At 65.1% G+C, this 24,992-nt stretch carries 22 protein-coding genes; 10 read left to right on the forward strand and 12 right to left on the reverse strand.

All coding sequences use genetic code 11. The annotated features are described in order from the left end of the window. Positions 1-34: 34 nt before the first annotated feature. The 3 genes from ACORQU_RS02040 to pilG form a co-directional block, all read right to left on the reverse strand. Positions 35-2,068 (reverse strand): methyl-accepting chemotaxis protein, encoded by a 2,034-nt coding sequence (locus ACORQU_RS02040; RefSeq protein WP_271645025.1) that lies wholly within the window; start codon positions 2,066-2,068, stop codon positions 35-37. A 73-nt stretch (positions 2,069-2,141) separates the two neighbouring features. Then, positions 2,142-2,672, reverse strand: a complete 531-nt coding sequence (locus ACORQU_RS02045; protein WP_271648637.1) for a chemotaxis protein CheW — start codon at positions 2,670-2,672, stop codon at positions 2,142-2,144. Positions 2,673-2,761: 89 nt separating this feature from the next. After that, a complete protein-coding gene (gene pilG, locus ACORQU_RS02050; protein ID WP_271645023.1) occupies positions 2,762-3,163 on the reverse strand; it encodes a twitching motility response regulator PilG in 402 nt (133 codons plus the stop codon). A gap of 196 nt (positions 3,164-3,359) precedes the next feature. On the opposite strand from pilG, the gene gshB reads away from it, so the two are divergent. Both gshB and ACORQU_RS02060 read left to right on the forward strand, forming a co-directional pair. Beyond that, positions 3,360-4,310 (forward strand): glutathione synthase, encoded by a 951-nt coding sequence (gene gshB, locus ACORQU_RS02055; protein WP_491643068.1) that lies wholly within the window; start codon positions 3,360-3,362, stop codon positions 4,308-4,310. Beyond that, positions 4,307-5,185, forward strand: coding sequence for an energy transducer TonB family protein (locus ACORQU_RS02060; RefSeq protein WP_491644919.1), 879 nt, complete (start codon positions 4,307-4,309; stop codon positions 5,183-5,185). Before gshB ends, ACORQU_RS02060 begins: the two co-directional genes overlap by 4 nt. Before the next feature lie 181 nt (positions 5,186-5,366). On the opposite strand, the gene tsaB is transcribed toward ACORQU_RS02060, so the two are convergent. The 3 genes from tsaB to sucC all read right to left on the reverse strand — a co-directional run bounded on the left by tsaB (position 5,367) and on the right by sucC (position 8,467). Further along, the gene (gene tsaB, locus ACORQU_RS02065) at positions 5,367-6,077 is read right to left on the reverse strand and encodes a tRNA (adenosine(37)-N6)-threonylcarbamoyltransferase complex dimerization subunit type 1 TsaB (RefSeq protein WP_491643069.1); all 711 of its coding nucleotides are present in this window, start codon (positions 6,075-6,077) and stop codon (positions 5,367-5,369) included. A 178-nt stretch (positions 6,078-6,255) separates the two neighbouring features. Further along, complete coding sequence (gene sucD, locus ACORQU_RS02070; RefSeq protein WP_271645020.1) at positions 6,256-7,128, reverse strand: succinate--CoA ligase subunit alpha; 873 nt, start codon at positions 7,126-7,128, stop codon at positions 6,256-6,258. 175 nt (positions 7,129-7,303) lie between these two features. After that, entirely contained in the window at positions 7,304-8,467 is a 1,164-nt protein-coding gene (sucC, locus tag ACORQU_RS02075; protein WP_271645019.1) for an ADP-forming succinate--CoA ligase subunit beta, read from the reverse strand. A gap of 197 nt (positions 8,468-8,664) precedes the next feature. Here sucC and ACORQU_RS02080 point away from each other — a divergent pair, with 197 nt between their 5' ends. The 6 genes from ACORQU_RS02080 to ACORQU_RS02105 all read left to right on the forward strand — a co-directional run bounded on the left by ACORQU_RS02080 (position 8,665) and on the right by ACORQU_RS02105 (position 17,000). Next, complete coding sequence (locus tag ACORQU_RS02080; RefSeq protein ID WP_491643070.1) at positions 8,665-10,272, forward strand: sensor histidine kinase; 1,608 nt, start codon at positions 8,665-8,667, stop codon at positions 10,270-10,272. Positions 10,273-10,368: 96 nt separating this feature from the next. Then, the gene (locus tag ACORQU_RS02085) at positions 10,369-11,814 is read left to right on the forward strand and encodes a sigma-54-dependent transcriptional regulator (protein WP_491643072.1); all 1,446 of its coding nucleotides are present in this window, start codon (positions 10,369-10,371) and stop codon (positions 11,812-11,814) included. Positions 11,815-12,402: 588 nt separating this feature from the next. Next, positions 12,403-12,840 carry a pilin gene (locus tag ACORQU_RS02090; RefSeq protein ID WP_491643074.1) on the forward strand — a complete coding sequence of 146 codons (438 nt, stop codon included), beginning with the start codon at positions 12,403-12,405 and terminating at the stop codon, positions 12,838-12,840. Positions 12,841-12,949: 109 nt separating this feature from the next. After that, entirely contained in the window at positions 12,950-14,680 is a 1,731-nt protein-coding gene (pilB, locus tag ACORQU_RS02095) for a type IV-A pilus assembly ATPase PilB (protein WP_491643075.1), read from the forward strand. Between the two features lie 190 nt (positions 14,681-14,870). Further along, positions 14,871-16,133, forward strand: coding sequence for a type II secretion system F family protein (locus ACORQU_RS02100; RefSeq protein WP_491643076.1), 1,263 nt, complete (start codon positions 14,871-14,873; stop codon positions 16,131-16,133). A gap of 3 nt (positions 16,134-16,136) precedes the next feature. Further along, positions 16,137-17,000, forward strand: coding sequence for a prepilin peptidase (locus tag ACORQU_RS02105; RefSeq protein WP_491643078.1), 864 nt, complete (start codon positions 16,137-16,139; stop codon positions 16,998-17,000). 133 nt (positions 17,001-17,133) lie between these two features. On the opposite strand, the gene ACORQU_RS02110 is transcribed toward ACORQU_RS02105, so the two are convergent. The 5 genes from ACORQU_RS02110 to ACORQU_RS02130 form a co-directional block, all read right to left on the reverse strand. After that, positions 17,134-18,138 (reverse strand): class I fructose-bisphosphate aldolase, encoded by a 1,005-nt coding sequence (locus ACORQU_RS02110; RefSeq protein ID WP_491643080.1) that lies wholly within the window; start codon positions 18,136-18,138, stop codon positions 17,134-17,136. Between the two features lie 102 nt (positions 18,139-18,240). Further along, positions 18,241-19,710: a pyruvate kinase gene (pyk, locus tag ACORQU_RS02115; protein ID WP_271645009.1), complete on the reverse strand. Its 1,470-nt coding sequence runs from the start codon at positions 19,708-19,710 to the stop codon at positions 18,241-18,243. A 228-nt stretch (positions 19,711-19,938) separates the two neighbouring features. Then, complete coding sequence (locus ACORQU_RS02120) at positions 19,939-20,583, reverse strand: HAD hydrolase-like protein (RefSeq protein ID WP_491643082.1); 645 nt, start codon at positions 20,581-20,583, stop codon at positions 19,939-19,941. Between the two features lie 72 nt (positions 20,584-20,655). Further along, positions 20,656-21,828 carry a phosphoglycerate kinase gene (locus ACORQU_RS02125; RefSeq protein WP_491643084.1) on the reverse strand — a complete coding sequence of 391 codons (1,173 nt, stop codon included), beginning with the start codon at positions 21,826-21,828 and terminating at the stop codon, positions 20,656-20,658. Positions 21,829-21,969: 141 nt separating this feature from the next. Then, positions 21,970-22,512 (reverse strand): hypothetical protein, encoded by a 543-nt coding sequence (locus ACORQU_RS02130; protein ID WP_491643086.1) that lies wholly within the window; start codon positions 22,510-22,512, stop codon positions 21,970-21,972. Between the two features lie 245 nt (positions 22,513-22,757). Here ACORQU_RS02130 and ACORQU_RS02135 point away from each other — a divergent pair, with 245 nt between their 5' ends. Continuing rightward, positions 22,758-23,264: a hypothetical protein gene (locus tag ACORQU_RS02135; protein ID WP_491643087.1), complete on the forward strand. Its 507-nt coding sequence runs from the start codon at positions 22,758-22,760 to the stop codon at positions 23,262-23,264. Positions 23,265-23,301: 37 nt separating this feature from the next. Beyond that, positions 23,302-23,766 (forward strand): hypothetical protein, encoded by a 465-nt coding sequence (locus tag ACORQU_RS02140; RefSeq protein ID WP_491643088.1) that lies wholly within the window; start codon positions 23,302-23,304, stop codon positions 23,764-23,766. Between the two features lie 63 nt (positions 23,767-23,829). Here the strand turns inward: ACORQU_RS02140 and gap are convergent, their stop codons facing one another. After that, positions 23,830-24,834 carry a type I glyceraldehyde-3-phosphate dehydrogenase gene (gene gap, locus ACORQU_RS02145; protein WP_491643089.1) on the reverse strand — a complete coding sequence of 335 codons (1,005 nt, stop codon included), beginning with the start codon at positions 24,832-24,834 and terminating at the stop codon, positions 23,830-23,832. Between the last annotated feature and the right edge of the window lie 158 nt (positions 24,835-24,992).

Consider the following 24,992-nt stretch of genomic DNA (forward strand, 5'->3'; position numbering starts at 1 on the left):
GTTGTCGCTGATGCACTTCATTCGGTCAAAGTCCTCAGCCGGGCAGCTTGAAGTCAGCCACCGAACGACGCAGGTCCGAGGCCAGCTGTGTCAGGTGTCCGATCGATTCGGCAGTCTGCCCCGCGCCTTGCGAGGTCTGCGAGGTGATGCGGCGGATCACGCCCATGGTCTGGGTGATGTCCAGCGCGGCGGTCGACTGCTGCTGGGCCGCGGTGGAAATGTTCTTGATCAGTTCGTTGAGGTCGCTGGACACGCGCTCGATCTCACCCAGCGCGGTGCCCGCGTCCTCGGCCAGGCGCGCACCGGACACCACTTCGGAGGTGGTCTGCTCCATCGAGCTGACCGCCTCGTTGGTGTCGGCCTGGATGGCCTGGACCAGCGATTCGATGCGGCGGGTCGCACCGGAGGTGCGTTCGGCCAGGCGCTGCACCTCGTCGGCCACCACGGCGAAACCGCGACCGGCCTCACCGGCCGATGCCGCCTGCACCGCCGCGTTGAGCGCCAGGATGTTGGTCTGCTCGGAAATGTCGTTGATCAGCTCCACCACCGAGCCGATCTCCTGCGAGGACTCGCCCAGGCGCTTGATGCGCTTGGAGGTTTCCTGGATCTGGTCGCGGATCTGGTCCATGCCGCGGATCGTTTCGCGCACCACCCCGGCGCCCTCGGTCGCGATCAGCACCGAGCGCTGGGCCACCTCGGCCGAGTCGGTGGAGTTGCGCGAGACCTCTTCGATGCTGACCGCGATCTCGTTGATGCGTTCCGAAGCGGTGGTGATCTGCTCGGCCTGGTGGTTGGCCGCTTCGGCCAGCTGCAGCGCGGTGGCCTGGGTTTCCTGGGTCGAGGCCGCCACCTGCACCGAGGTGTCGTTGATCGTGGTCACCAGGTTGCGCAGCTCGTCGACCGCGTAATTGATGGCGTCGGCGATGGCGCCCGTCATGTCCTCGGTCACCGAAGCCTTGACCGTCAGATCGCCTTCGCCGAGCGAGGAGATTTCATCCAGCAGCCGCATGATCGCCTGCTGGTTGCGGCTGTTGTACTCGACCTGGGTCTGGTAGCGGACTTCCTGCTCACGGCGGCTGTTGCTGTAGAGGCTGTAGAGCAAGGCGATGAGCGACACCACCAGCACGATGCCGCCGATGATGGTGTACCAGAGGTTCGGAAACACACGCGTGTCGCGCACCGAACCGAACGCGGAGAACGCGTCGAACAGCGCCTTGCTGTCGCTCAGCATCTTGCCCGAGCCACCGATGATGGCCGACGAGGCGCTCTGGGCGGCAAACAGGCTACGCGAGCCGCCCAGGATCGCGTCGAGGTCGCGCTTCATCTGCGCCCACAGCGTTTGCGACTGCTCCAGGGCCTCCAGCGCCGCGGCATTGCGCAGCGGCGCGATGCCCAGCTCTTCATTGCCGTTGCGCAGGCCCTCGAGCACCTGGTCGAAGACCAGCGCGTCGCGCGCGAGCGCGTCGCCGGCCATCGTCGCGGTGCTGCCACCGGCCCGCATCTCGGTCACGTTGCGGGCCATGCGTCCGGCCACCACGACCTGCTGCAGGGCGCTATAGACCTGCGAGGCCGGCGTGCCACTGGCCGACATGGCGCGAACCACCTCGTTGAGCTGGGCCTGCAGCTGCGGCACCTGGGCACCGAAACGATTGGCGTTGCCCGACAGGGCCAGCACCGCCGGCTCGGCCTTGATGATCTGCCCGGCGTTGGCATCCAGGGCCTTCCAGGTGCCCACCAGCTGTTCCAGCGGCCCGTTCACGCCAGGCTCCTGGCCGAAGCGCTCCTGCAACGACGCGATGGTCTGGTTGATCCGCTCGTGCGTGGCCTTGAAGGCCGTATACGCCTCGGCGTCGCCGTTGACCGCCTCGTTGCCCTGGGTGGCCAGCTGCTGGGACAAGACCTGCAGATCGGCCGCGCCGGTTCCCGCACCGGCCAGGCGACTGCCCTGATAGGTGGACACGGCCGTATTGGCCGCCACCACCAGGAAGGAAAGCACCAGCAGGATCGCCCAGAACGTCGTACCCATGCCGCCCAGCCTGGCCTTGGGAGATTCCGCCGCAGTACTCATTCCATTACCCCTGATGATTCTTCATACATTGGATGCGATCCGCGGCTCCCCGCCGCGGCCGTGACCACCGGCGCTACTGCGCCGCGTGTCTGAACTCGGGTGTGCGCGCCAGCAAGGACAGCGAAAACACGCCCCATGCCTGCCCCTCGCTGGAGAAGGCCTGGGAAACGAAATGCCCGAAGCGTCCCTCGGACAGCGCGCCGGGGTCGGTGGATTGCACCGCCTCGAAGCTGCGCTGCCCGTAGAGCTCGTCGATGGTCAGCGCCACGTCGCCCCCGGACTGGCGCATCACCAGCACCCGCTGCCCCTCATGCATCACCGTGCGCTCTCCCTGCAGAAACTGCTTCAGGTCGATCACCGGAAACAGGTTGCCGCGCAGGTTGCCCACGCCCAGCAGCCAGGACTGTGCACCGGGCACCGGCGTGATCGGCGGGATGCGGACGATCTCCACGACCTCGTCGAAGCTGGAAACCAGCCGCCGCGAGCCGATGCGGTAGGCCACGCCACGCCACTGGTCGTTGCCGGCGTGGACTTCGGGCAGTGCCACGGCATGGGCCAGGCTGCGGCGCTCGTAGTCGGCCAGGATGTCGAACGGGGTCCGGATCACGGCTGCGCTCCGGGCCGGCCCGCGGGGCGGACGGCGGAGGCGGCGTGGCGATGTCGGGAGGCGGCGTCCATGGCGTTGTCCCTTGCTCAGGCGGCCACGTGGGTACGGATGGCGTCGAGCAGTTCCTCCCGCGTGAACGGTTTGGTGAGGTACTGCTCGGAACCGACGATGCGGCCGCGCGCCTTGTCGAACAGCCCGTCCTTGGAGGACAGCATGATCACCGGCGTGGACCTGAAGACCTGGTTGTTCTTGATCAGTGCGCAGGTCTGGTACCCGTCCAGACGCGGCATCATGATGTCCACGAAGATGATCTGGGGCTGCTGGTCGGCGATCTTGGCCAGCGCCTCGAATCCATCGGTCGCGGTCACGACCTCGCAGCCTTCCCGCTTGAGCAAGGTTTCGGCGGTTCGCCGGATGGTCTTCGAATCATCGATCACCATCACCCGCAGGCCGCCGAAACTGCCGGCCTGGCTGTCGTTGTCTGTCATCGCAGATCATTCCCCTTGCGCGCGGCACTTTCTGGATGGCACCGCTGCGAAGCCGTCTATATCCCACCGCGCGGCTTGCCCTGTCAAGACGGCGCAGCCCGTTCAGCACACTATGTGACGTGGCTTGCAGAACAGGTCACAGTCGGCGCCTGCTAACATCGCCGGCTTGTCCCCCGCTTCCTCCCGGCACCCGAACATGCAAGCCGACGTCATCGTGGTGATGGACCCGATCGGGTCGATCAAGATCGCCAAGGACACCACCTTCGCCATGCTGCTGGAAGCCCAGCGCCGTGGTCACCGCCTGCACTATGTGATGCCCGGAAGCCTCTCGCTGCGGGACGGACAGGCCCTGGCCCGGACCGCGCCGCTGACCGTGGCCGATGACAAGGCAGGCTGGTACACCCTGGGCGAGGTGGTCGAAACGACGTTCGGCCCCGGCCAGGTCGTGTTGATGCGCAAGGACCCGCCGGTCGATCCGGAGTTCATCTACGACACCCAGGTACTGGAGGTTGCCCAGAACGCCGGCGCCTTGGTGGTCAACAATCCGCAGGGCCTGCGCGACTACAACGAGAAGCTGGCCGCGCTGCTGTTCCCGGAGTGCTGCCCGCCGACCCGGGTTAGCCGCAGTGCGGCCGAGCTGAAGGCGTTCGTCATCGAGCATGGACAGGCCGTGCTCAAGCCGTTGGACGGCATGGGCGGACGTTCGATCTTCCGCACCGGCACCGGCGACCCCAACCTCAACGTCATCCTGGAAACCCTGACCGACGGCGGCCGCAAGCTGGCCCTGGCGCAGAAGTTCCTGCCCGACATCAGCGCCGGCGACAAGCGCGTGCTGCTGGTCGATGGCGAGGTGGTCGACTACTGCCTGGCGCGCATTCCGCAGGGCGACGAGTTCCGCGGCAACCTGGCCGCGGGCGGGCGGGGCGAAGGCCGTCCGATCAGCGAGCGCGACCGCTGGATCGCCAGCCAGGTCGGCCCGGTGATGAAGGCGCGCGGCATGCTGTTCGTCGGCCTGGATGTCATCGGCGACTACCTGACCGAGGTCAATGTCACCAGCCCGACCTGCGTGCGCGAACTGGACGCCCAGTTCGGCCTGAACATCGCCGGGCAGCTGTTCGACGCGATCGAGCGCAAGCTCCAGGCCTGAGCGTGTCCGCGCAACTGGCCGCGCCCCGGATCGACGAGAACGCCAGGCTCGGCGCCACATTGGCGCTGTCATTGCTGGTACACGGGATTGTGCTGCTCGGCCTGGGCTTCACCTTGGACGACAACGCGCCGGTCATCCCGACACTGGATGTGATCCTCAGCCAGACCAGCACGCCACTCACCCCGAAGCAAGCCGACTTCCTGGCCGCGGCCAACCAGCAAGGCGGTGGCGACCGGGACAAGGCGCAACGGCCGCGCGAGGCCCAGGCCGGCTGGGTGCCCCAGGCCGAGGCGGGCGTGTCGCCACAACCCCTGCGCGCGCAGTCGCCCGATGCCGCGCCGCCACCGCAGGCGCGGGTGGTGACCACCCGCGACAGCCAGATCACCACGCCTGCACAGGAAACCCGGCCACAGCCGGACCGGCCTGACCTGCCGCATGGCGAGCAGAAGATCGAACACGACGCCGAGATGGCACGCCTGGCCGCCGAGATCCACCTGCGCTCGGAGCTCTACGCCAAGCGGCCCAAGCGCAAGTTCGTCTCGGCCAGCACACGCGAATACGCCTGGGCCGACTACCTGCGCACCTGGGTGGACCGCGCCGAGCGTGTCGGCAACCTCAATTATCCCGACGAGGCACGCCGCAGGCGCCTGTCGGGCCAGGTGGTGATCTCGGTGGCGGTGCGGCGTGACGGCAGCGTCGAACAGAGCCGCATCATCCAGTCCAGCGGCATCCCCTTGCTGGATTCGACCGCCCTGCGCATCGTGCGCCTGGCCGCCCCCTTCCCGCCCCTTCCCCATACCTCGGAAAACATCGACATCCTGCATGTCACCCGGACCTGGGTGTTCCTGCCGGGTGGCGAAGTGCGCGACCAGTAGTCACTGAATCCCCGATCGCACGGGGGTGGTCCCGTCGTCAGGGGTGCGGGGCGGCCTGGATCGCGCCCAGCCGACGCCACGCGATCCAGGCCGAGTCCGCACTCGACCAGGCCGCGATCCGCGAGAAGACATTCCGCTACATCACACCCTCGACGGGGCTGGTCGGAAGCCGTGCGCGCCGTCAGCCCGCCTGCTTGGCCGCGCGTGCGGCGCGCTGTTCTTCCAGGGTCAGGGCCACGTTGTTGCGCAGATAGGCGGGCTCCACCGATTCCGGCGCGGGCCGCTCGCCGCGGGCATAGGCCTGGAGGGCCAACGTCGCCACATCGGCAGCATGCGGCAACGCCTGCGCATCCACTAGGTCGAGCTGCGCGGCCAGCCGGTCGCGCAACATGCCCTCGGCCGCGGCGAAGCCGGTCCCGACCGCCGACCATCCCGACTCTCCATCGGCCAGCCTGACCCGGTCCGGCGCCGTCACCTGCTCGGCATCGAGCCCGTGTAGCGACGCACCCTCGCGCTGGAAGCAGGCGACATAGACCTCTCCCATGCGCGCGTCGATCGCGGTCACGACCTTGCCGGCGCCTTGCGGGGCACGCAGTGCCAGCGCCTGCAAGGTCGACACGGGGATCAGCGGGCGGTCCAGCGCCAGCGCCAGCCCCTGCCCCAGGGCGATGGCCAGGCGGACGCCAGTGAAGGCGCCCGGGCCCCGCCCCACGGCGATGGCATCGAGCTGGGACTTTGCGATGCCGGCTTCCTCCAGCAGCGCCTGCGCCCAGGGCAGGGCCAGCTCCGCATGTCGGCGCGGGGCAAGCTCGAAGCGTTCGAGCACACGCCCGTCGATGTGCAGCGCGACCGAACAGGCTTCGGTGGAGGTCTCAAAGGCAAGCAGATACATGACAGGCATCAATCGAGGGACAGGCATGGGCATTTTGCCCCCTGCCTCACGCAAACACGAAACGCAGCGGCCAACAGTGATGGCTGCGGTCGTCCACGTGCCGCTGCCGCAAACGAAAACGGGCCGCCCGCAGGCGACCCGTCTTCAACGCCACGCGCCCGGAGGCGAGCAGGCGGTCTTACTTCACCAGCTCGGCGATGGCCGCGCCCAGGTCGCCCGGCGAGCGGACGGTCTTGACGCCCGCGGCTTCCATCGCGGCAAACTTGCCAGCGGCCGTGCCCGAACCGCCCGAAGCGATCGCACCGGCGTGGCCCATGCGCTTGCCCGGGGGGGCCGAGGCGCCGGCGATGAAGCCGACGACCGGCTTCTTGACGTGGGCCTTGATGTACTCGGCGCCAGCTTCCTCGGCGTCGCCGCCGATCTCGCCAACCATGATGATGCCTTCGGTCTGCGGGTCTTCGTTGAACAGCTTGAGGCAGTCGACGAAGTTCAGGCCGTTGATCGGATCGCCGCCGATGCCGATGACGGTGGACTGGCCCAGGCCGGCAGCGGTGGTCTGCTTGACCGCTTCATAGGTCAGCGTGCCCGAACGCGACACGATGCCGATCTTGCCCGGCTGGTGAATGTGGCCCGGCATGATGCCGATCTTGCACTCGCCCGGGGTGATGATGCCGGGGCAGTTGGGGCCGACCAGGACCACGTCCGGGTGCGACTTGAGCACGTTCTTGACGCGCAGCATGTCCAGCACCGGGATGCCTTCGGTGATGCAGACGATGACCTTGATGCCGGCGGCAGCGGCTTCGAGGATCGCGTCGGCCGCGAACGGCGGCGGCACGTAGATGACCGACGCGTTGGCGCCGGTGGCCTTCACGGCCTCGGCCACGGTGTTGAACACCGGCAGCTCGATGTGGGTGGTGCCGCCCTTGCCGGGCGTGACGCCGCCGACGACCTGGGTGCCGTATTCCACCATCTGTGTGGCGTGGAAGGTGCCCTGCTGGCCGGTGAAGCCCTGCACGATCACCTTGGTGTTCTTGTTGATCAAGACAGACATGCGTTTGAGTCCTTGAGAGTTCTGCTATTTGGTCGGCTTCGGAACGATGCGGCATTTCGCGGTGCGAAACGCCGCTTAGGCGTACTTCCACACCCCCCGCAACGCCGCTGTGCGGCGCTGCCGCCCCCTTGACTCAAGGGGGCTGGGTGGGGCCCGGTCCCGAACCAGGAATACGTCAGGCGGCGACAGCCGCGACGGACTTCTTGGCGCCGTCGTTGATGTCATCGGCCGGAGTGATGGCCAGGCCGGACTCGGCCAGCAGCTTCTTGCCGGCTTCCACGTTGGTGCCTTCCAGGCGCACGATCACCGGGACCTTGACGTCCACTTCCTTGACCGCGGCGATGATGCCTTCGGCGATCATGTCGCAGCGCACGATGCCGCCGAAGATGTTGACGAAGATCGCCTTGACCTTGTCCGAGGACAGGATCAGCTTGAACGCCTCGGTCACGCGCTCCTTGGTCGCACCGCCGCCCACGTCCAGGAAGTTGGCCGGCGAGCCGCCGTTGAGGGCGATCACGTCCATGGTGGCCATGGCCAGGCCGGCACCGTTGACCATGCAGCCGATGTCGCCGTCCATGGTCACGTAGTTCAGGTCGTACTCACTGGCACGCACCTCGGCCTCGTCTTCCTGGGTCTTGTCGCGCATGGCGGCCAGATCCTTGTGACGGAAGGTGGCGTTGTCGTCGGAGTTGACCTTGCCGTCCAGCGCGTACAGGTCACCCGAATCCAGGATCGCCAGCGGATTCAGCTCGACCAGGGACAGGTCCTTGGCGTTGAACAGCTCGTACAGGCCGATCATGATCTTGGCCAGCTGGTTGGACTGCTTGGCCGTCAGGCCCAGCTTGAAGCCGATCTCGCGGCCCTGGTACGGCTGCAGGCCTTCGACGAAGTTGACATTGAGGGTCTGGATCTTCTCGGGCGTCTCGGCGGCCACCTGCTCGATGTCCACGCCGCCTTCGGACGAGGCGATGTAGGTGATGGACTGGGTCCCGCGGTCCACCAGCACCGACAGGTACAGCTCCTTGGCGATCTCACCGGCTTCGGTCACCAGGACCAAGCCGATCGGCAGGGCCACGCCGGCGGACTGGTAGGTTTCCATCTTGGTGCCGAGCATCTTGGCCGCGGCGGCCTTGACGTCGTCGGTGGTCTTGCAGAACTTCACGCCGCCAGCCTTGCCGCGACCGCCCGCATGGATCTGGGCCTTGACCATCCAGGGGCCGTTGCCCAGGGCGTTGGCCGCTTCGACCGCTTCGTCCGGCGTGGACGCGGTGCGTCCGGCCGGCACCGGGATGCCGTACTCGGCAAACAGCTGTTTTGCCTGATATTCGTGGAAATTCATGCGTCACCGTATTAATAAGGTCAGTACGCATCGCGCGCCGCCGCGCGCCCCACGAACAGGGGCAACCGGGCGCCGATGGGCCGCGCATTGTCGCCCAAGGGCGTGTTGCGACGCAAAAGCGTCAGTTTGGCTGCCGCCCTCTATACTTCGGTTCGTTCCATCCAGTGGAAGGATTCCCCCAACTTGAGCACTGGGCCGTGAAACACTCTGCACTGTCCCTGGCCTCAGCGCCCCGTCGCGAGCTGTATTTCCTGGCGCTGTACCGCGTCCTGGAGGCAGGCATCCTGGCCGGACTCCTGTTCAGCCCGCTCTCGGACGTACTGGACAACGACCAGGCCCAGTCCCCCATGCTGGCGACCGGGGTCACGGTGTTCTATCTCGCCTTTTCGCTGGCCATGTTCTTCCTGGGACGCAGCGAGAGGCACCTGCTGCCGATCGTCATGGTCGGTGTCTGCGTGGATATCGAGGTGGCCTGCCTCATCACCTATGCCTTACCGGCCGCCGCGCCAGGGGTGGCGATGCTGCTGCTGTTCAACGTCGCGGCCGCCTGTACGCTGCTGCCGCTGCGCTGGGGCATCGGCGTGGCCATCGGGGCGACCACGGCCCATTTCATCGAATACCTCGTCGCGACTTTCACGCTCAACATCTCGGCTCGACCGGTCGCCGAGGTCGTCATGTTCTGCGTCAGCTATTTCGCCGTGGGCCTGCTAGCCATCCAGGTCGGCTTGCGCGCACGGCGCAGTCAGCAATTGGCCGAAGAGCGCGGCGTCGAGGTCGCCAATCTGGTCGAGGTCAACGAGCTGATCATCCGCCGCATGCGTACCGGCGTGGTCGTGGTGGACCGGGACAACCGGGTCAAGCTGGCCAACGAGGCCGCCACCGGCCTGCTGGGCACGGCGGTCAGCGATCCATCGGGTGAGGCGCGGCTGCAGGAGCTCTCCCCGGAGTTGGCCAGGCGACTGCAGCGCTGGCGGGCCGGGGCGCAGGAGGAGGAGGCGCCCATGCCGCTGGGCCAGGACCAGCCCGACATCCAGCCCCGTTTTGCGCGCCTGCTGGCGGGCAGCGAGCTGGCGCTGGTGTTCCTGGACGACGCCACGGTGGTCTCGCGACGTGCCGAATCGCTCACCCTGGCCGCCCTGGGCCGCTTTTCGGCCAGCCTCGCCCACGAGATCCGCAATCCGCTGGCCGCCATCAACTATGCGGTCCAGTTGCTGGAGGAATCCCGCGAGTTCAATCCAAGCGACCGGCATCTGCTGGGCATCATCCACCAGCAGTGCCAGCGCACCAATGGCATCGTGGAGAGCGTGCTGGGTCTGGCCAGGCGCGAACGCGCCATCGCCGAACACACCGAGCTCAACGCCTTCGCCCGCCAATTCGTGGACGATTACCAGCAGTCGATGTCCATCGAGACCGACAGCCTGGAGGCCGTCACCGGCAATCGCCCGGTCATGGCCCTCATCGACCCCCGGCACCTGCACCAGGTGGTGACCGTCCTGGTCCACAACGCCTTGAACTACGGGCGACTGCCCGGCGAACCCGCCCGCATCCGCGTGCGGGTGTTCCAGCTGGACAACCGGGCGATGGTCGATGTACTGGACCGCGGCCCCGGCATTCCCCCGGCCGTGGCAGCGCAGCTGTTCCGCCCCTTCTTCACCACCTCAGAGCACGGCACCGGCCTGGGCCTGTACATCGCCCGCGAGCTGTGCCGGGCGAACCAGTCCAACCTCGAATACGTCCCCGTGCCCGGCGGCGGCAGCTGCTTCCGCATCGCCATGCCCGGCCCCAATTCCCTGCTTTCGGCCTGACTTACCTTGCCTTGCGAGTAAAATCGCGTCAGCGTGACGCCTCCCCCAACCTGCCGTTCAGTGAGTAGACTGACGGCGAAGCAACGCGAGACCACGATGAGCGACCCCCGTAGCGCCCTGATCGTCGACGACGAGCGCGACATCCGAGAGCTGCTGACCCTGACCCTGGGACGCATGGGCATCCGGATCGATACCGCAGCCAACCTTGGCGAAGCCCGCGAATTGTTGTCCCGCAACCCCTACGACCTGTGCTTCACCGACATGCGCTTGCCCGATGGCAACGGCATCGAACTGGTCAGCGAGATCTCGGCCAACTTCCCCAAGACCCCGGTGGCGATGATCACCGCCTTCGGTAACGTCGAACTGGCCGTGGAGGCGCTCAAGGCCGGCGCCTTCGACTTCGTCAGCAAGCCGGTGGACCTCACCGTCCTGCGCGGGCTGGTCAGGCACGCCCTGGAGCTCAACAACACCGAGCGCCCGGCGCCCGCACCGGCCCCGCCCCAGCACGCGATGCGCCTGCTCGGCGATTCGCCGGCGATGGAAGACCTGCGCGCCACCATTTCCAAGGTGGCCCGCAGCCAGGCCCCGGTCTACATTCTGGGCGAATCCGGCGTGGGCAAGGAACTGGTCGCCCGCACCATCCACGAGCAAGGCGCGCGCGCGTCCGGCCCCTTCGTCCCGGTCAACTGCGGCGCGATCCCGGCCGAGCTGATGGAGAGCGAGTTCTTCGGCCATAAGAAAGGCAGCTTCACCGGCGCCCATGTCGATAAACAGGGCCTGTTCCAGGCCGCCAGTGGCGGCACGCTGTTCCTGGACGAGGTGGCCGAACTGCCCTTGCCGATGCAGGTCAAGCTGCTGCGCGCCATCCAGGAAAAGGCCGTACGCCCCGTCGGCGCCTCCAGCGAAGTCCAGGTCGATGTGCGCATCCTGTCGGCCACGCACAAGGACCTGGGTGAACTGGCCCACGATGGCCGCTTCCGCCACGACCTGTACTACCGCATCAACGTGATCGAACTACGCGTCCCGCCCCTGCGCGAACGCACCGGCGACCTGCCGCAGCTCACCAAGGCCATCCTGACCCGCCTGGCCGGACACCAGCAGCGCCAGCCCCCGCAGCTTTCACCGGTGGCGCTGGATCTGCTGGCGCAGTACCCGTTCCCTGGCAATGTGCGCGAACTGGAGAACATCCTGGAGCGCGCCATGGCCATGGCCGACGAGGACGCCATCGATGCGGCCGACCTGCGCTTGCCTCAGGTCGAGCGCCGCGCCGCGCCCCAGTCCTCGACGCAGCCCGCGCCGCAGGACTACGACCCTTTCCGCTCGGCTCCGCCCGCCTTCGGGCAACAGCCAGCCTCGTCGGCACAGCCCCAACCAGCAAGCGAGGCGGAAGGCCCGCTGCCCTCCTACATCGAACAGATGGAACGCGCGGCCATCCACAAGGCGCTGGAAGACAACCGCTGGAACAAGACCAAGGCCGCCGCGCAGCTGGGCATCACGTTCCGCGCCCTGCGCTACAAGCTCAAGAAGCTGGGCATCGAATAGATGCCCCATGCGTCAGGGTCTTCGCCTGGCCATCCTGCTTGAACAGGCGTCGCCCACCGCAGAGGGGCGCACCACCTCAGGTCATCTGTGCGCCGCTTCGAATCCTGGGCTATCCCTACCCTGAATTCACTGGAAACCCGGGCTTGAAGCAGCCGGATTCACTTGCGACGACGGGCGTGATCGATTCCACTTACCCTGCAGCATGAGCTGCACGCCACGGAAGACGCGAGCTACCGGGCGGCCGCCGGCATCGAGCGCCGGATAGCACGCAAAGACAACACCCCCAGAAAGCGTGATTACGCGCTCATTTGGCCCATGCACGCATCGACATCCACGCCCTCCTGACCCATCGCGTCACCTTGTGACGCAACCTGTCACGACTGACCCAGCCATCCCGACTCGCCTGGACCACCCAACCGCCTGTCCAGCGAAAACGACCGAACACGCCCCTCGCATGGGTTGGCACGCTTTCTGCTGAACCTTTCCTGCACGTGGGTCAGCCACGGCACCCACGGTCCGCGACAGTCCGGGGACACGGGGGAGACAGTGTCCCCAAGCCATCCATCCAGCCAACAAAGGAAGTACTTCATGAAGAAGAACATGCAGGGCGGTTTCACCCTCATCGAACTGATGATCGTGGTCGCCATCATCGCCATCCTGGCCGCCATCGCGTTGCCGGCCTACCAGGACTACACCATTCGCTCCAAGGTTTCCGAGCTCATCGTTGCGGCAGACGCATGCAAGACTTCTGTCTCGGAGTATTACCAGTCGCAAGGCAAGCTTCCTGCAGACTTGGCTGCTTCGGGCTGCAGCAGCAATGCAACCCCTTACATTGCAAAGCTCGACGTCGCTAGCGGGGTCATCTCGGTTACTGCCTCTGCTGACACTTCGCTTTCCGGAGCTGCTGGCAAGGTTCTCGCGCTGAAGCCCGTAGCTACTGCAGTCGACGCCCCGCTGACCTGGACTTGTAATGCTGCCGCTGGAACCACGATCCCCACCAAGTATGTGCCGGCGACCTGCCGCTAAGGTTTAGTAATTCGGCTTTGCTTAAGAACCCCGCTGAGGCGGGGTTCTTCTTTGGTCAAGCTGACCGCGTCTTAGACGCAGCCCATTCGGCAGCACCTGGAGCTTCGTAATGAACTCAGCCTTTGCGAATCAAAGCCTAGTTGGCATCACCGGCATTGCTCGTCGCTTGGTGATGGACGGCGCCATGGAAGAAGGCGCAGCCCGAGCCGCTATGTCCGACGCCACTCAGGCCAAAGTTCCGCTAGCGCAGTGGATCGAGCAGAAAAAACTAGCGCTACCCTCTCAGCTGGCGGCAGCCAATGCGATCGAATTCGGCATCCCACTGATTGATGCCAGCGCCTTCGATGCCTCCCAGAACGCACTCAAGCTGGTCAGCGATGAGTTACTGCACAAGCACCAGGTGCTGCCGCTGTTCAAGCGCGGCAACAAGCTCTATGTCGGTGTCTCCGATCCGACCAAGATGCAGGCGCTGGATGAGATCAAGTTCCACACCAATCTGGTGGTGGAGCCCATTCTGATCGCCGACGATCAGCTCAAACGCACGCTGGAGGCGTGGAGTAATGCGTCTGACTCCCTCGGCGGGTTGGGCGGGGATGAGGATGGCCTTGAGAACCTGGACACCAGCGGCGGCGATGACGACATCAGCGGCGACACCGGCATTGATGCCAAGGGCGAGGACACGCCCGTGGTCAAGTTCGTCAACAAGGTGCTGGTCGATGCGATCCGGCGCGGCGCGTCGGACATCCATTTCGAACCCTACGAGACCGATTACCGGGTGCGCCTGCGCATCGACGGCATCCTGAAGAATGTCGCCAAGGCGCCGCAGAAGCTCAATCAGCGCATCGCCGCCCGTTTGAAGGTCATGTCCCAGCTGGACATCGCCGAAAAGCGCGTTCCCCAGGACGGTCGCATCAAGCTCAACCTGTCCAAGACCCGGCAGATCGACTTTCGCGTCAGCACCCTGCCGACCCTGTTCGGCGAGAAGATCGTGCTGCGTATCCTGGACGGCAGTGCCGCCAAGCTGGGCATCGACAAGCTGGGTTACGAGCCAGACCAGCAAAAGTTGTTCATGGATGCCATCCACAAGCCCTATGGGATGGTGTTGGTCACCGGCCCGACCGGCTCCGGCAAGACCGTGTCGCTGTACACCGCGCTCGGCATCCTGAACGATGAAACGCGCAATATTTCCACCGCGGAGGACCCGGTGGAAATCCGCCTGCCCGGCGTCAACCAGGTCCAACAGAACAACAAGCGCGGCATGACCTTCGCCGCCGCACTGCGCAGCTTTCTGCGTCAGGACCCCGACATCATCATGGTCGGCGAGATCCGCGACCTGGAAACCGCGGAAATCGCGGTCAAGGCAGCGCAGACCGGCCACATGGTGTTGTCCACCTTGCATACCAACGATGCTCCGCAGACCATCGCCCGCCTGATGAACATGGGCATCGCGCCCTACAACATCACCAGCTCGGTCACCCTGGTGATCGCTCAGCGCTTGGCCCGACGCCTGTGCTCCAACTGCAAGCGCCCGCATGACATCCCCCCGCATGCCCTGCTGGCAGAGGGCTTCACCCAGGAGGAACTGGACCAAGGCTTCACGGTTTACGAGCCGGTGGGCTGCGACGAGTGCACCGAAGGTTACAAGGGGCGGCTGGGCATCTATCAGGTCATGCCCATGACCGATGAGATCGCCACCATCGTACTGGGCGGCGGCGGTGCCATCCAGATCGCCGAGGCCGCCCAGCGCTCCAAGATCCGCGACCTGCGCCAATCTGCCCTGTGGAAGGTCAAGCAGGGGTTGACCGGGCTGGCCGAGATCAATCGCGTCACCAAGGATTGATCGCTCGTGGCAGCGGGGCAGACGTCTGTCACGCCCCGCCCGCTTCGACTTTCGGATGCGGCGCCGGCCGCGGTGAGCTCATCCTAAAGACCCGCCGAATCGCGGACTTACGCATTGTTTTGCGGGGAGAACCCGCTAAGATGCGAGTCGAGCAACCCGGCATGGGGATGCCGGCATCTGGGGAACCATCATGGCCGTAACCCGTTCAGCCGCTCGGAAGTCCACTCCGGTCGCGCGCAACACCAAGCAGCTTTCCACGTTTGTCTGGCAGGGGGCCGACAAGCGTGGCATCAAGATGAAGGGCGAGCAGGACGCGAGAAATGCGAACCTGCTCCGCGCCGAGCTGCGTGCGAAAGGCATCACGCCCACGGTGGTGAAACCAAAGCCGAAGCCGTTGTTTGGTTCTGCCGGCAAGCCGATCAAGCCGGGCGACATTGCGTTCTTCAGTCGCCAGATGGCGACGATGATGAAATCCGGCGTCCCGATCATCACGTCGCTGGAGATCATCGGCGGCGGGCACAAGAACCCCCGCATGAAGAAAATGATCGAGGCGATCCGCACCGACATCGAAGGCGGCTCGTCCCTGTCCGAGGCGATCAGCAAATACCCGGTCCAGTTCGATGAGCTGTATCGCAACCTTGTCCGCGCGGGAGAAGGCGCAGGTGTACTGGAAACGGTGCTGGACACCATTGCAACCTACAAGGAAAACCTCGAGGCCCTGAAGGGTAAGATCAAGAAGGCGCTGTTTTATCCCGCGATGACCATTGCGGTCGCCCTTATCGTGAGCGCGATTCTTTTGATCTTTGTGGTGCCTCAGTTCGAAGCTGTCTTCGCTGGTTTCGGTGCAGACCTACCAGCTTTCACCAAGATGATCGTCGCTGCCTCGAGAGTCGCTACGACCTACTGGTGGCTTGCCTTGATCGTCGTCGGTGGCGGCGCATTCGCATTTATCTTTACGCTCAAGCGATCAATCCCGATGCAGCACGCCGTGGACCGTGCGCTGTTGAAGATCCCCGTCATCGGACAGATCCTCAACAACAGCGCGATCGCACGCTTCGCACGCACGCTGGCGGTGACCTTCAAGGCGGGCGTGCCCTTGGTCGAAGCCCTGGATACCGTCGCAGGCGCCACCGGCAGCACCGTGTATGAAAAGGCCGTCTTGCGCATTCGCGACGACGTCGCGGTCGGCTACCCCGTGAACATGGCGATGAAGCAGACCAACCTGTTCCCGCACATGGTCATCCAGATGACGGCCATCGGTGAGGAAGCCGGCGCGCTGGACACCATGCTGTTCAAGGTCGCCGAATACTTCGAGCAGGAAGTCAACAACGCGGTGGACGCGCTGAGCAGCCTGATCGAGCCTGCGATCATGGTGATTCTGGGCGTCCTGGTCGGCGGTATGGTGATCGGCATGTACCTGCCCATCTTCAAACTCGGCGCGGTGGTCGGCTGATCGATGTCGTTCCTTGATCAACACCCCGGACTGGGCTATCCGGTCGCCGGGGCGCTCGGCCTCATGGTCGGCAGCTTCCTCAACGTGGTGATCCTGCGCCTGCCGCGCCGCCTAGAGTGGCAGTGGCGCCAGGACGCCAACGAGATCCTGGAGCAGCCTGAGATCTACGACCCGCCCCCGCCGGGCATCGTGGTGGAGCCGTCGCATTGCCCGCACTGCAAGCACAAGCTGTCCTGGTTCGAGAACATCCCGCTGTTCAGCTGGCTGGCGCTGCGCGGACGTTGTCGCCACTGCCATGCGCCGATCTCGGTTCAATACCCGGCCGTGGAGCTGCTGGTCGCCGTGCTGGCGCTGGTCTGCGTCTGGCGATTCGGCTTCGGCTGGCAGGGTTTCGGCGCTGCGCTGTTGAGTTGCTTCCTGGTCGCGCTGTCCGGCATCGATCTGCGAACGCGGTTGCTGCCCGATAACCTCACCCTGCCGCTGATGTGGCTGGGCCTGATCGCCAGCCTCGAGCATCTCTACGTCCAGCCCAAGCCTGCCTTGCTCGGCGCGATCGCCGGCTACGTCTCGCTCTGGTCGGTGTGGTGGCTGTTCAAACAGCTCACCGGCAAGGAAGGCATGGGCCATGGCGACTTCAAGCTGCTGGCCGCCATCGGCGCCTGGACCGGACTGACCGGCATCCTGCCGACCATCCTATTCTCCTCAGTGGTTGGCGTTGTCATCGGCGGCGCCTGGCTGGCCCTGAAGGGTCGCGATCGCTCCACCCAGATCCCGTTCGGCCCCTACCTCGCCATCGCCGGCTGGATCGTGTTCTTCTGGGGCCAGGAGATCATCGACGGCTACATGCGCCTGTCAGGCCTACGCTAAGACGCCGACGCAGAGCGGCAGGCAGGCAGGCAGGCACAAGCCTCCCAGGTCTTTCAGCCACACACGACAACGCCGGCTTCCGCCGGCGTTGTCGTCTATCTCGACCTGACAGATTGGGCCGACGTTGCAGGGCTCAGCCGTTCCACTGCCCCAGCGCGGCCTGGCTGTTGGCCTGTGCCCACTTGGCGACGATGGACTGGGCCTTGGCGAAGTTGCCGGCCAAGTCCTTGGACCAATGCGACAGCGCGGCCTGCTGCAGCGCACGCCCATAGGAAAAGCTCAGCGCCCAGGGCAGCTTGCCCATGCGGTTCATCGCATCCAGGTGCGCCGTGGCATCACGGTCGGACTGACCGCCCGACAGGAACACCACACCCGGCAGGATCGCCGGCACCGTGCTTTTCAGACACATCACGGTAGCTTCGGCGACCTCTTCGACGCTGGCCTGCTCGTCGCAGGACTTGCCCGGCAAGATCATCGAGGCCCTGAGGATCGTGCCTTCGAGCAGGACGTTCTGGTCGTAGAGCGCGCCGAACAGCGAGCGCAGCATCGCCTCGGTCACTTCGTAGCTGGTCTGGAGGTCGTGATCGCCATCCATCAGCACTTCTGGCTCGACGACCGGCACCAACCCCTGCTCCTGGCAGAGCGTGGCGAACCGGGCCAGCGCGTGCGCATTGGTCTCAAGGCAGGTTCCGGAAGGAATATCGTCACCCATCGTGATCACCGCCCGCCATTTGGCGAACCGGGCGCCCAGCGCGTAGTACGCCTTCAGGCGATCGCGCAGACCATCCAGCCCCTCGGTGATCAGCTCCCCCGGGCAGCCGGCCAGAGGTACGGCGCCCTTGTCGACCCTGATGCCGGGGATGATGTCGTGGTCGGCCAGGTAACGCGCGAACGGGACGTCATCCCGGGTGGACTGCTGGATGGTCTCGTCGAACAGGATCGCGCCGGAAATGGACGCATTGAGGTCCGGCGTGGTGATCAACAACTCGCGGTAGCGGCGGCGATGCTCCGCGCTGTTCTCGATACCCACGCTGGCGAACCGCTTGGCGATCGTGTTCGACGACTCGTCGATGGCGATCAGGCCCTTGCCTGGCGAGACCAGGGCGAGCGCGGTTTCTGCGAGCTCTTCAACGCTCATGGAGATCCTGTCACGACAGCGGGAAAGGCCGCGATTATAGCGGCCGCCATCGCCAGACCCGTCCGCAGCGGCGCCCGCTCAAGCGGACGCAAGCGGGGCGGATTACAGCTCGCCCAGCCCGCTGGCGCGCCCATCGGCGCCGACTTCGAGCAGGCGCAGGGTGTTGGTCGCACCGTGGGTTTCCATGTGCTCGCCGCTGGTGAACACCACCCGGTCGCCCGCGGCCAGCAGGCCGCTCTGGACGAGCATCTGGATACTGGCACGTGCCGCCTCGCGCGGGACCATGCCGCGGCTGTCAAAGGCGATCGGCGTGACGCCGCGCATCATGGACATGCGGCGCCGCGCGGCGTCGTGCCGTGAGAAGGCATAGACCGGAACCGAGGAGCGGAAGCGCGACAGAAAGCCCGCCGTCCCGCCGGACTCGGTCAGCGCCACCACGCCGCCCAGGCCGATGTGTTCGGACAGGAACATCGTGGCCATGGCGATGGCATGGTCGGCCCGCTGCAGGTTGCGCTGGGCGGCCTCGAAATCGGTATCCATGGCGAAGGAACGCTCGGCGCCCACGCAGATGCGCGCCATCGCTTCGACGGCAAGCACGGGATACTGCCCAGCCGCCGTTTCCCCGGACAGCATCACCGCGTCGGTGCCATCGATCACGGCATTGGCCACGTCCATGACCTCCGCGCGCGTAGGCAGCGGGCTTTCGACCATGGACTGCAGCATCTGGGTCGCGGTGATGACGACCTTGTTCTGCTCGATCGCTTCGCGAATGATCTGTTTCTGCAGGCCGGGCAACTCGGCATCGCCGACCTCCACGCCCAGATCGCCACGCGCGACCATGACCACGTCGCTGGCGCCGACGACTTCCTTGAGATTGGCGATCGCCTCGGCACGTTCGACCTTGGACACCACGTGCGCATCGCTGCCGTGCTTGCGGGCGCTGGCCCGCGCCTCTTCCATGTCCGCGGCATTGCGGCAGAAGGACACGGCGATGAAATCCACGCCGATGTCGGCCGCGACCTTGATGAGGTCGTGATCGTGCGGCGTCAGCGCGCCCAGGGACAGACCGCCTCCCTGCTTGTTCAGGCCCTTGCGGTCGCTCAGGGCGGCGTCGTTGAGGACTTCGGTGATGATCCGCTGGCCCTGAACCTGCTTGACCCGCAGCTGGAGCATGCCGTCGTCCAGCAGCAGCACATCGTCCGGCGCCACATCGCCTGGCAGCCCCAAGTAGCTCACACCGACCTGCTGCTCGTCGCCTGGAGGCGCATCGGCTTCGGCGACCAGATCGAACCGTGCGCCCGCCTTCAGGTAAACCTTGCCGGCGGCAAAGCGCTCGATGCGGATCTTGGGCCCCGGCAGGTCGGCCATGATGCCCACCTCGGCGCCGACCGCGGCAGCGGCGGCCCGCACCGCTTCGGCGCGCTGGCGCTGGCTATCGGGCGATCCGTGGGAGAAGTTCAGGCGGACCACGTTGACCCCAGCCCGGAAGAGCTTTTCCAGTACGCCAGGTGCGTCGGTTGAGGGCCCGAGAGTGGCAAGAATCTTGGTGCGGCGCTGCTGTGTCGTGTTCATGATGTCCTCCGAAGCGGTAAACGCTATCACAGGACTGCTTGTGGTCCGCTTGTGCGATGCAACCAAGACCGCACACGCCACCGGAGCGCATCAAGCACCTAGATTCAACTCATTGATCTGAAATGGGTTTAATGGAATCAGGCAAGTCACGCCGCCGCTCCCAAATGGTATTTTATTGGCATCTTACTGCGCGAACTCCCGGCAGCCCGCGCGGGACGCGATGCGCCATCAGACCAAGCGTTGTTGAAGCGCTGCCGGACTGCTCACGACGGCGCCTGCACCGGCCTGCTCCAGTTCGTCGCGATCACCAAATCCCCAAAGCACGCCGATGCTACGCATGTGATGGTGGTTGGCGCCGTCGATGTCCATGCGCCGGTCCCCGATCATCACGCATTGCCCTGACTCGGCCTCCAGGCGCCGCAGCGCCTCGGCGATCAGATCGGGCTTGAAGCGTCGTGACCCGTCGTCGCTGGCGCCGATGATGTCCGAGAAGCAGGCGCCTAATGGGAGCCCGGACAGGATCTGGCGCGCCGAGCGCTCGTTTTTCGAGGTCACCACGGCCAGTCTGCGCCCTTGCGCATGCAGCGCGCCGATGAGCTCCGGGATGCCGGCATAGACCGTTAGCTCGGTCCAGCCAATCGTGTCGTAACGGGCGCGATACAACGACAGCGCCTGAGCCACCAGCGCCTCGTCGGCGAAGGCTGCCTGGAAACTGTCGCGCATCGGCGGGCCGATCCAGGAACGCAATGCCTTGGCCTCTGGCACGGGGCGCCCAAGCGAGGAGAACACGTGCTGGATGCCGTTGATGATGCCGGGCTCGGAATCGACCAGGGTGCCGTCCAGGTCGAAGAACACAATCGGGAAAGACCGCATGGATGACGCTCGCTTGAGAAGGGACCGCAGCGCGACCGACCCGACGAGGAAACGCGCCGGGCCGGTCCGAGATCAACCGCGCGCGTCCAGCGCCGCCACGGCCGGCAGGGTCTTGCCTTCGAGGAATTCGAGGAACGCGCCGCCACCGGTCGAGATGTAGGACACATCCTCGGCGATGCCGTATTTGTCGACGGCCGCCAGGGTGTCGCCGCCACCGGCGATGGAGAACGCAGACGAGGCGGCGATCGCGCGCGCCAGGGTCTCGGTCCCCTTGCCGAAGGCGTCGAATTCGAACACGCCCACCGGACCGTTCCAGACCACCGTGCCCGCCTTTGCGATGCGATCGGCATAGGCCTGCGCGGTGTCCGGGCCGATGTCCAGGATCAGGTCATCCTCCTCGACCGCGTCCAGCGACTTCACCGTGGCAGCAGCATCGGGCAGGAACTGCTTGGCAACCACCACGTCGGTCGGCAGGGGGATCTCGGCCCCACGCGCCTTGGCATCGGCGACGATCTTGCGCGCGGTCTCCAGCAGGTCCGGCTCGCACAGCGACTTGCCGACCGAATGCCCCGCCGCGGCAATGAACGTATTGGCGATGCCGCCGCCCACGATGAGTTGATCCACCTTGTCGACCAGGTTCGAGAGCAGCTCCAGCTTGGTGGACACCTTGCTGCCCGCGACGATGGCCAGCAGGGGGCGGGCCGGATCGGCCAGGGCCTTGTCCAGCGCATCCAGCTCGGCCATCAGCAGCGGGCCACCCGCCGCGACCGGCGCGTACTTGATGACACCATGGGTCGAGGCCTGCGCGCGATGCGCGGTACCGAAAGCATCCATGACGAACACGTCGCACAGTGCGGCATATTTCTTCGAGAGGGCCTCGTCGTCCTTGGCCTCGCCGACATTCATGCGGCAGTTCTCGAGCAGCACCACGTGACCCGGCTCGACCTCGACGCCGTCCACCCAATCACGCACCAGATTCACCTTCACGCCCAACAAGGCCGTCAGGCGCTCGGCGACCGGCGCCAGCGACTCCTCCTGGCTCCAGGTCCCCTCCTTCGGGCGTCCCAGATGGGAAGTCACCATGACCGCCGCCCCCTGCTCAAGCGCGGCCTTCAGCGTCGGCACCGAGGCAGTGATGCGCTGCTCGGAGGTGATCTGCCCGTTCTCGATCGGCACGTTGAGATCCTGGCGGATCAACACGCGCTTGCCGGACAGATCGAGGTCGCTCATGCGGAGGATGGTCATGGGGGTTCCTGTGCAGGGATCAGGCCCTCATTGTCCGCGCTGGAGCGTGAGGCGGCAAACACAGGGCATCCTGATGTTCCACGCAAGAAAAAACCCCGCGACACGGCGCGGGGCTTTACCAGAAAGCAGATCGAACGACAGTTACTCGCGGTAACCGCTTTCGTTCGCGCTATTGATGATCCACACCAGGTTGGCGCCGCTGTCGAAGCCCCCCTTTCCGTCGAAGATCAGGCGCCCCTGCCCCTTGTAGACGTACTCAATCCTTGTACGACCAGAGCCATGATAGAACGGGATCCAGGCCTTTCCGGTTGCGTAGACGCCTTGATCCGTTGGCTGCCCCACGATGTCGGTCACCTGCTTCACAGGCATGCCGATCTTGAGCTCGGTGAACTTGCTCCCGGGTGCCGGCTTCCCAGTGATCTCACCCTCCCAGTCGTTGATACCCTTGACCTTCTGCCCGTAGCCCTCTTCGGCGTCAGAGGCCTTGATGACTTCGCCTTGATCGTTCATCCAGGCCGGATGCCCCTTGGGCTTGCCGTCCGCTTCTGACGCAGCCTGCTCGGCCTGCTCGGCCTGCGCCGCATCTTTCTTTTTGAAGGGCCAGCCCGCGTGAGCCGGCGCGACAACGCACATCGAAACCGCCAGCGCGCATGCCGCCAGCCACAAAGACTTGTTGTTCTGCATTGGTTGTTCTCCTTGAACGACGATCCCCGAATCCTTCCATCCCCGCCAGCGTTCGGGTCCGCAGGCACGTGGCATCAATATAACGCTATCGACAGCCCACTTCAGCGGCACCGCGCACAACCCTTGAGTTGTGAATTGCCGACCTTTACCGCGCATGATAAAAAAGCATGGAAAGCACACCAACGGGCGCAAGGTCGCGCCACTAGCGCGCCTACCGCAAAAAAGCCAACACGGACGTCGACACAATGCTGCTATCCCGCACCAAACTTTCCACGCGGGCATCTCTCTTGACCCGAGGGGTCTTAGCTGCGCTGATGGGCATGCCAGTGGCGGCCCACGCCGGCCTGTTCACTTCCGCTGAGGAAATCGCCACTGCCTGGATCGGGCATGAGGCAGCAGACCTGCTCATGCAGTGGCCAGTCAGTGACGACGTCAGGTTCTCGACCTCTGAAAATGCCAAGACCCACGAGACGGCATACACCTATTACTTTGCCATTCCCGCCCATTACACCTTCAATTACTGGACCGAGAACACGGGCAACATCATCGGCATGACGCCGGGCGGGGGGGGCGTGGCGTCCATGCCAATCTTCGAGCAGGTACAACACGTCGAAAAGACCTACCACCCACTCAGCGAGCAGTGCAATGTCACCTTCATCGCAGATGTGCAGGGCATCATCCGCCGCTACGATTTCCGTGGCAGTAACTGCAAGCCTTATTTCCGCAGGTGGGGAAAGCCTGAGGCGCCGTGAAACCTATCAACACGACAACCACAAGGAGTAACAACGCATGGAAGCAATGACCTGGCATAAGCGCCTCGGCGCGTCCCTGCTCGTGGCCTGCCTCTTGATCTGCAATACCGCTTTCGCCCAGACCCGACACGGTGAGATATTGGAAGTGCGGGCGATTGAGAACAAGGGCTCTGATATCTCAGAGAAAAACAGCCGTTGGCGCGACATGTCGAAGCTGCCGGGACAAATGATGGGCGCTCTGGCCACCACCAAGATCGGCGGCAAGCTGAAGAGTGGGACCGGCGTCACCGTTGGCATGCTGGCCGGTGAGTATGTCGCTGACCGCGTCACCGACAAGATCGTCGGCGTCGGCCCGTCGAAACGCTACATGCTGAAAATCGGCTTCGACGACAAAAGCAAGATCGCTGTTGCCAAATCGAGCACCGAGGTCGAGGGGCTTGGGCAAGGAAGTCGTGTGGTAGTGACCGGCAGCGGCGATGACATGACAATCAAGGCGGAATGAAACAACTCGTGCAGAACAAGACAGGCGCCCTGCGGCGCCCGTCTTGTTCCAACCCGCAGCGGCCTACTTGGCTGCCACGACCTTGACCATTTCCAGGCACTTGTTTGAGTAGCCCCACTCGTTGTCGTACCAGGACACTAGCTTGACGAAGGTGGAATCCAGGGCGATGCCGGCTTCGGCGTCGAACACCGAGGTGCGGGTCTCGCCGCGGAAGTCGGTGGCGACGACCTTGTCCTCGGTGTAACCCAGCACGCCCTTCAGCGCACCCTCGGACTGGGCCTTCATTTCGGCCTTGATCTCGTCGTAGGTGGCAGGCTTTTCCAGCTCGCAGGTCAGGTCGACGACCGACACGTCCGAGGTCGGCACGCGGAAGCTCATGCCGGTGAGCTTCTTGTTGAGCGCGGGGATGACCTTGCCCACGGCCTTGGCCGCACCGGTCGACGAAGGAATGATGTTCTCCAGGATGCCGCGGCCGCCGCGCCAGTCCTTGTTGGACGGGCCATCGACGGTCTTCTGCGTCGCGGTGGCGGCGTGCACGGTGGTCATCAGGCCGCGCTTGATGCCCCACTTGTCGTTGATCACCTTGGCGATGGGTGCCAGGCAATTGGTGGTGCACGAGGCGTTGGAGATGATGGTCTCGCCGTTGTAGGCCTTGTCGTTGACGCCGTAGACGAACATCGGCGTGTCGTCCTTGGACGGTGCCGACATGATGACCTTCTTGGCGCCGGCATCCAGGTGCTTCTGTGCGCCTTCCTTGGTCAGGAAGATGCCGGTCGATTCGATGACGACCTCGGCCCCGATCTCGTCCCACTTCAGCGCGGCCGGATCGCGCTCGGCGGTCAGGCGGATCTTCTTGCCGTTGACGATCAGGGTGGTGCCCTCGACGGACACGGTGCCCTTGAAACGGCCGTGGACCGAGTCGTACTGCAGCATGTAAGCCAGGTAGTCCGGCTCCAGCAGGTCGTTGATGGCCACGACCTCGATGTCGCCTTCGAAGTTCTGCACCGCCGAACGCAGCACGTTGCGGCCGATGCGGCCAAAACCGTTGATGCCAACCTTGATGGTCATTGCTGGGGGACTCCTGTAAGCCGCACGCAACGGCGCGGCGCAGCGTTGAAGGGACCCGCATTCTAGCAGCGCGCCATGTTGGCAGCCGGTCATGGCCCGGGGGAGCGCGGTGGAGGCACTGCACCGCCGCGATCATGGCGCTCCGTGCCTTGATTGCA

This window comes from Pseudoxanthomonas sp. JC1303 (genome assembly GCF_058448525.1).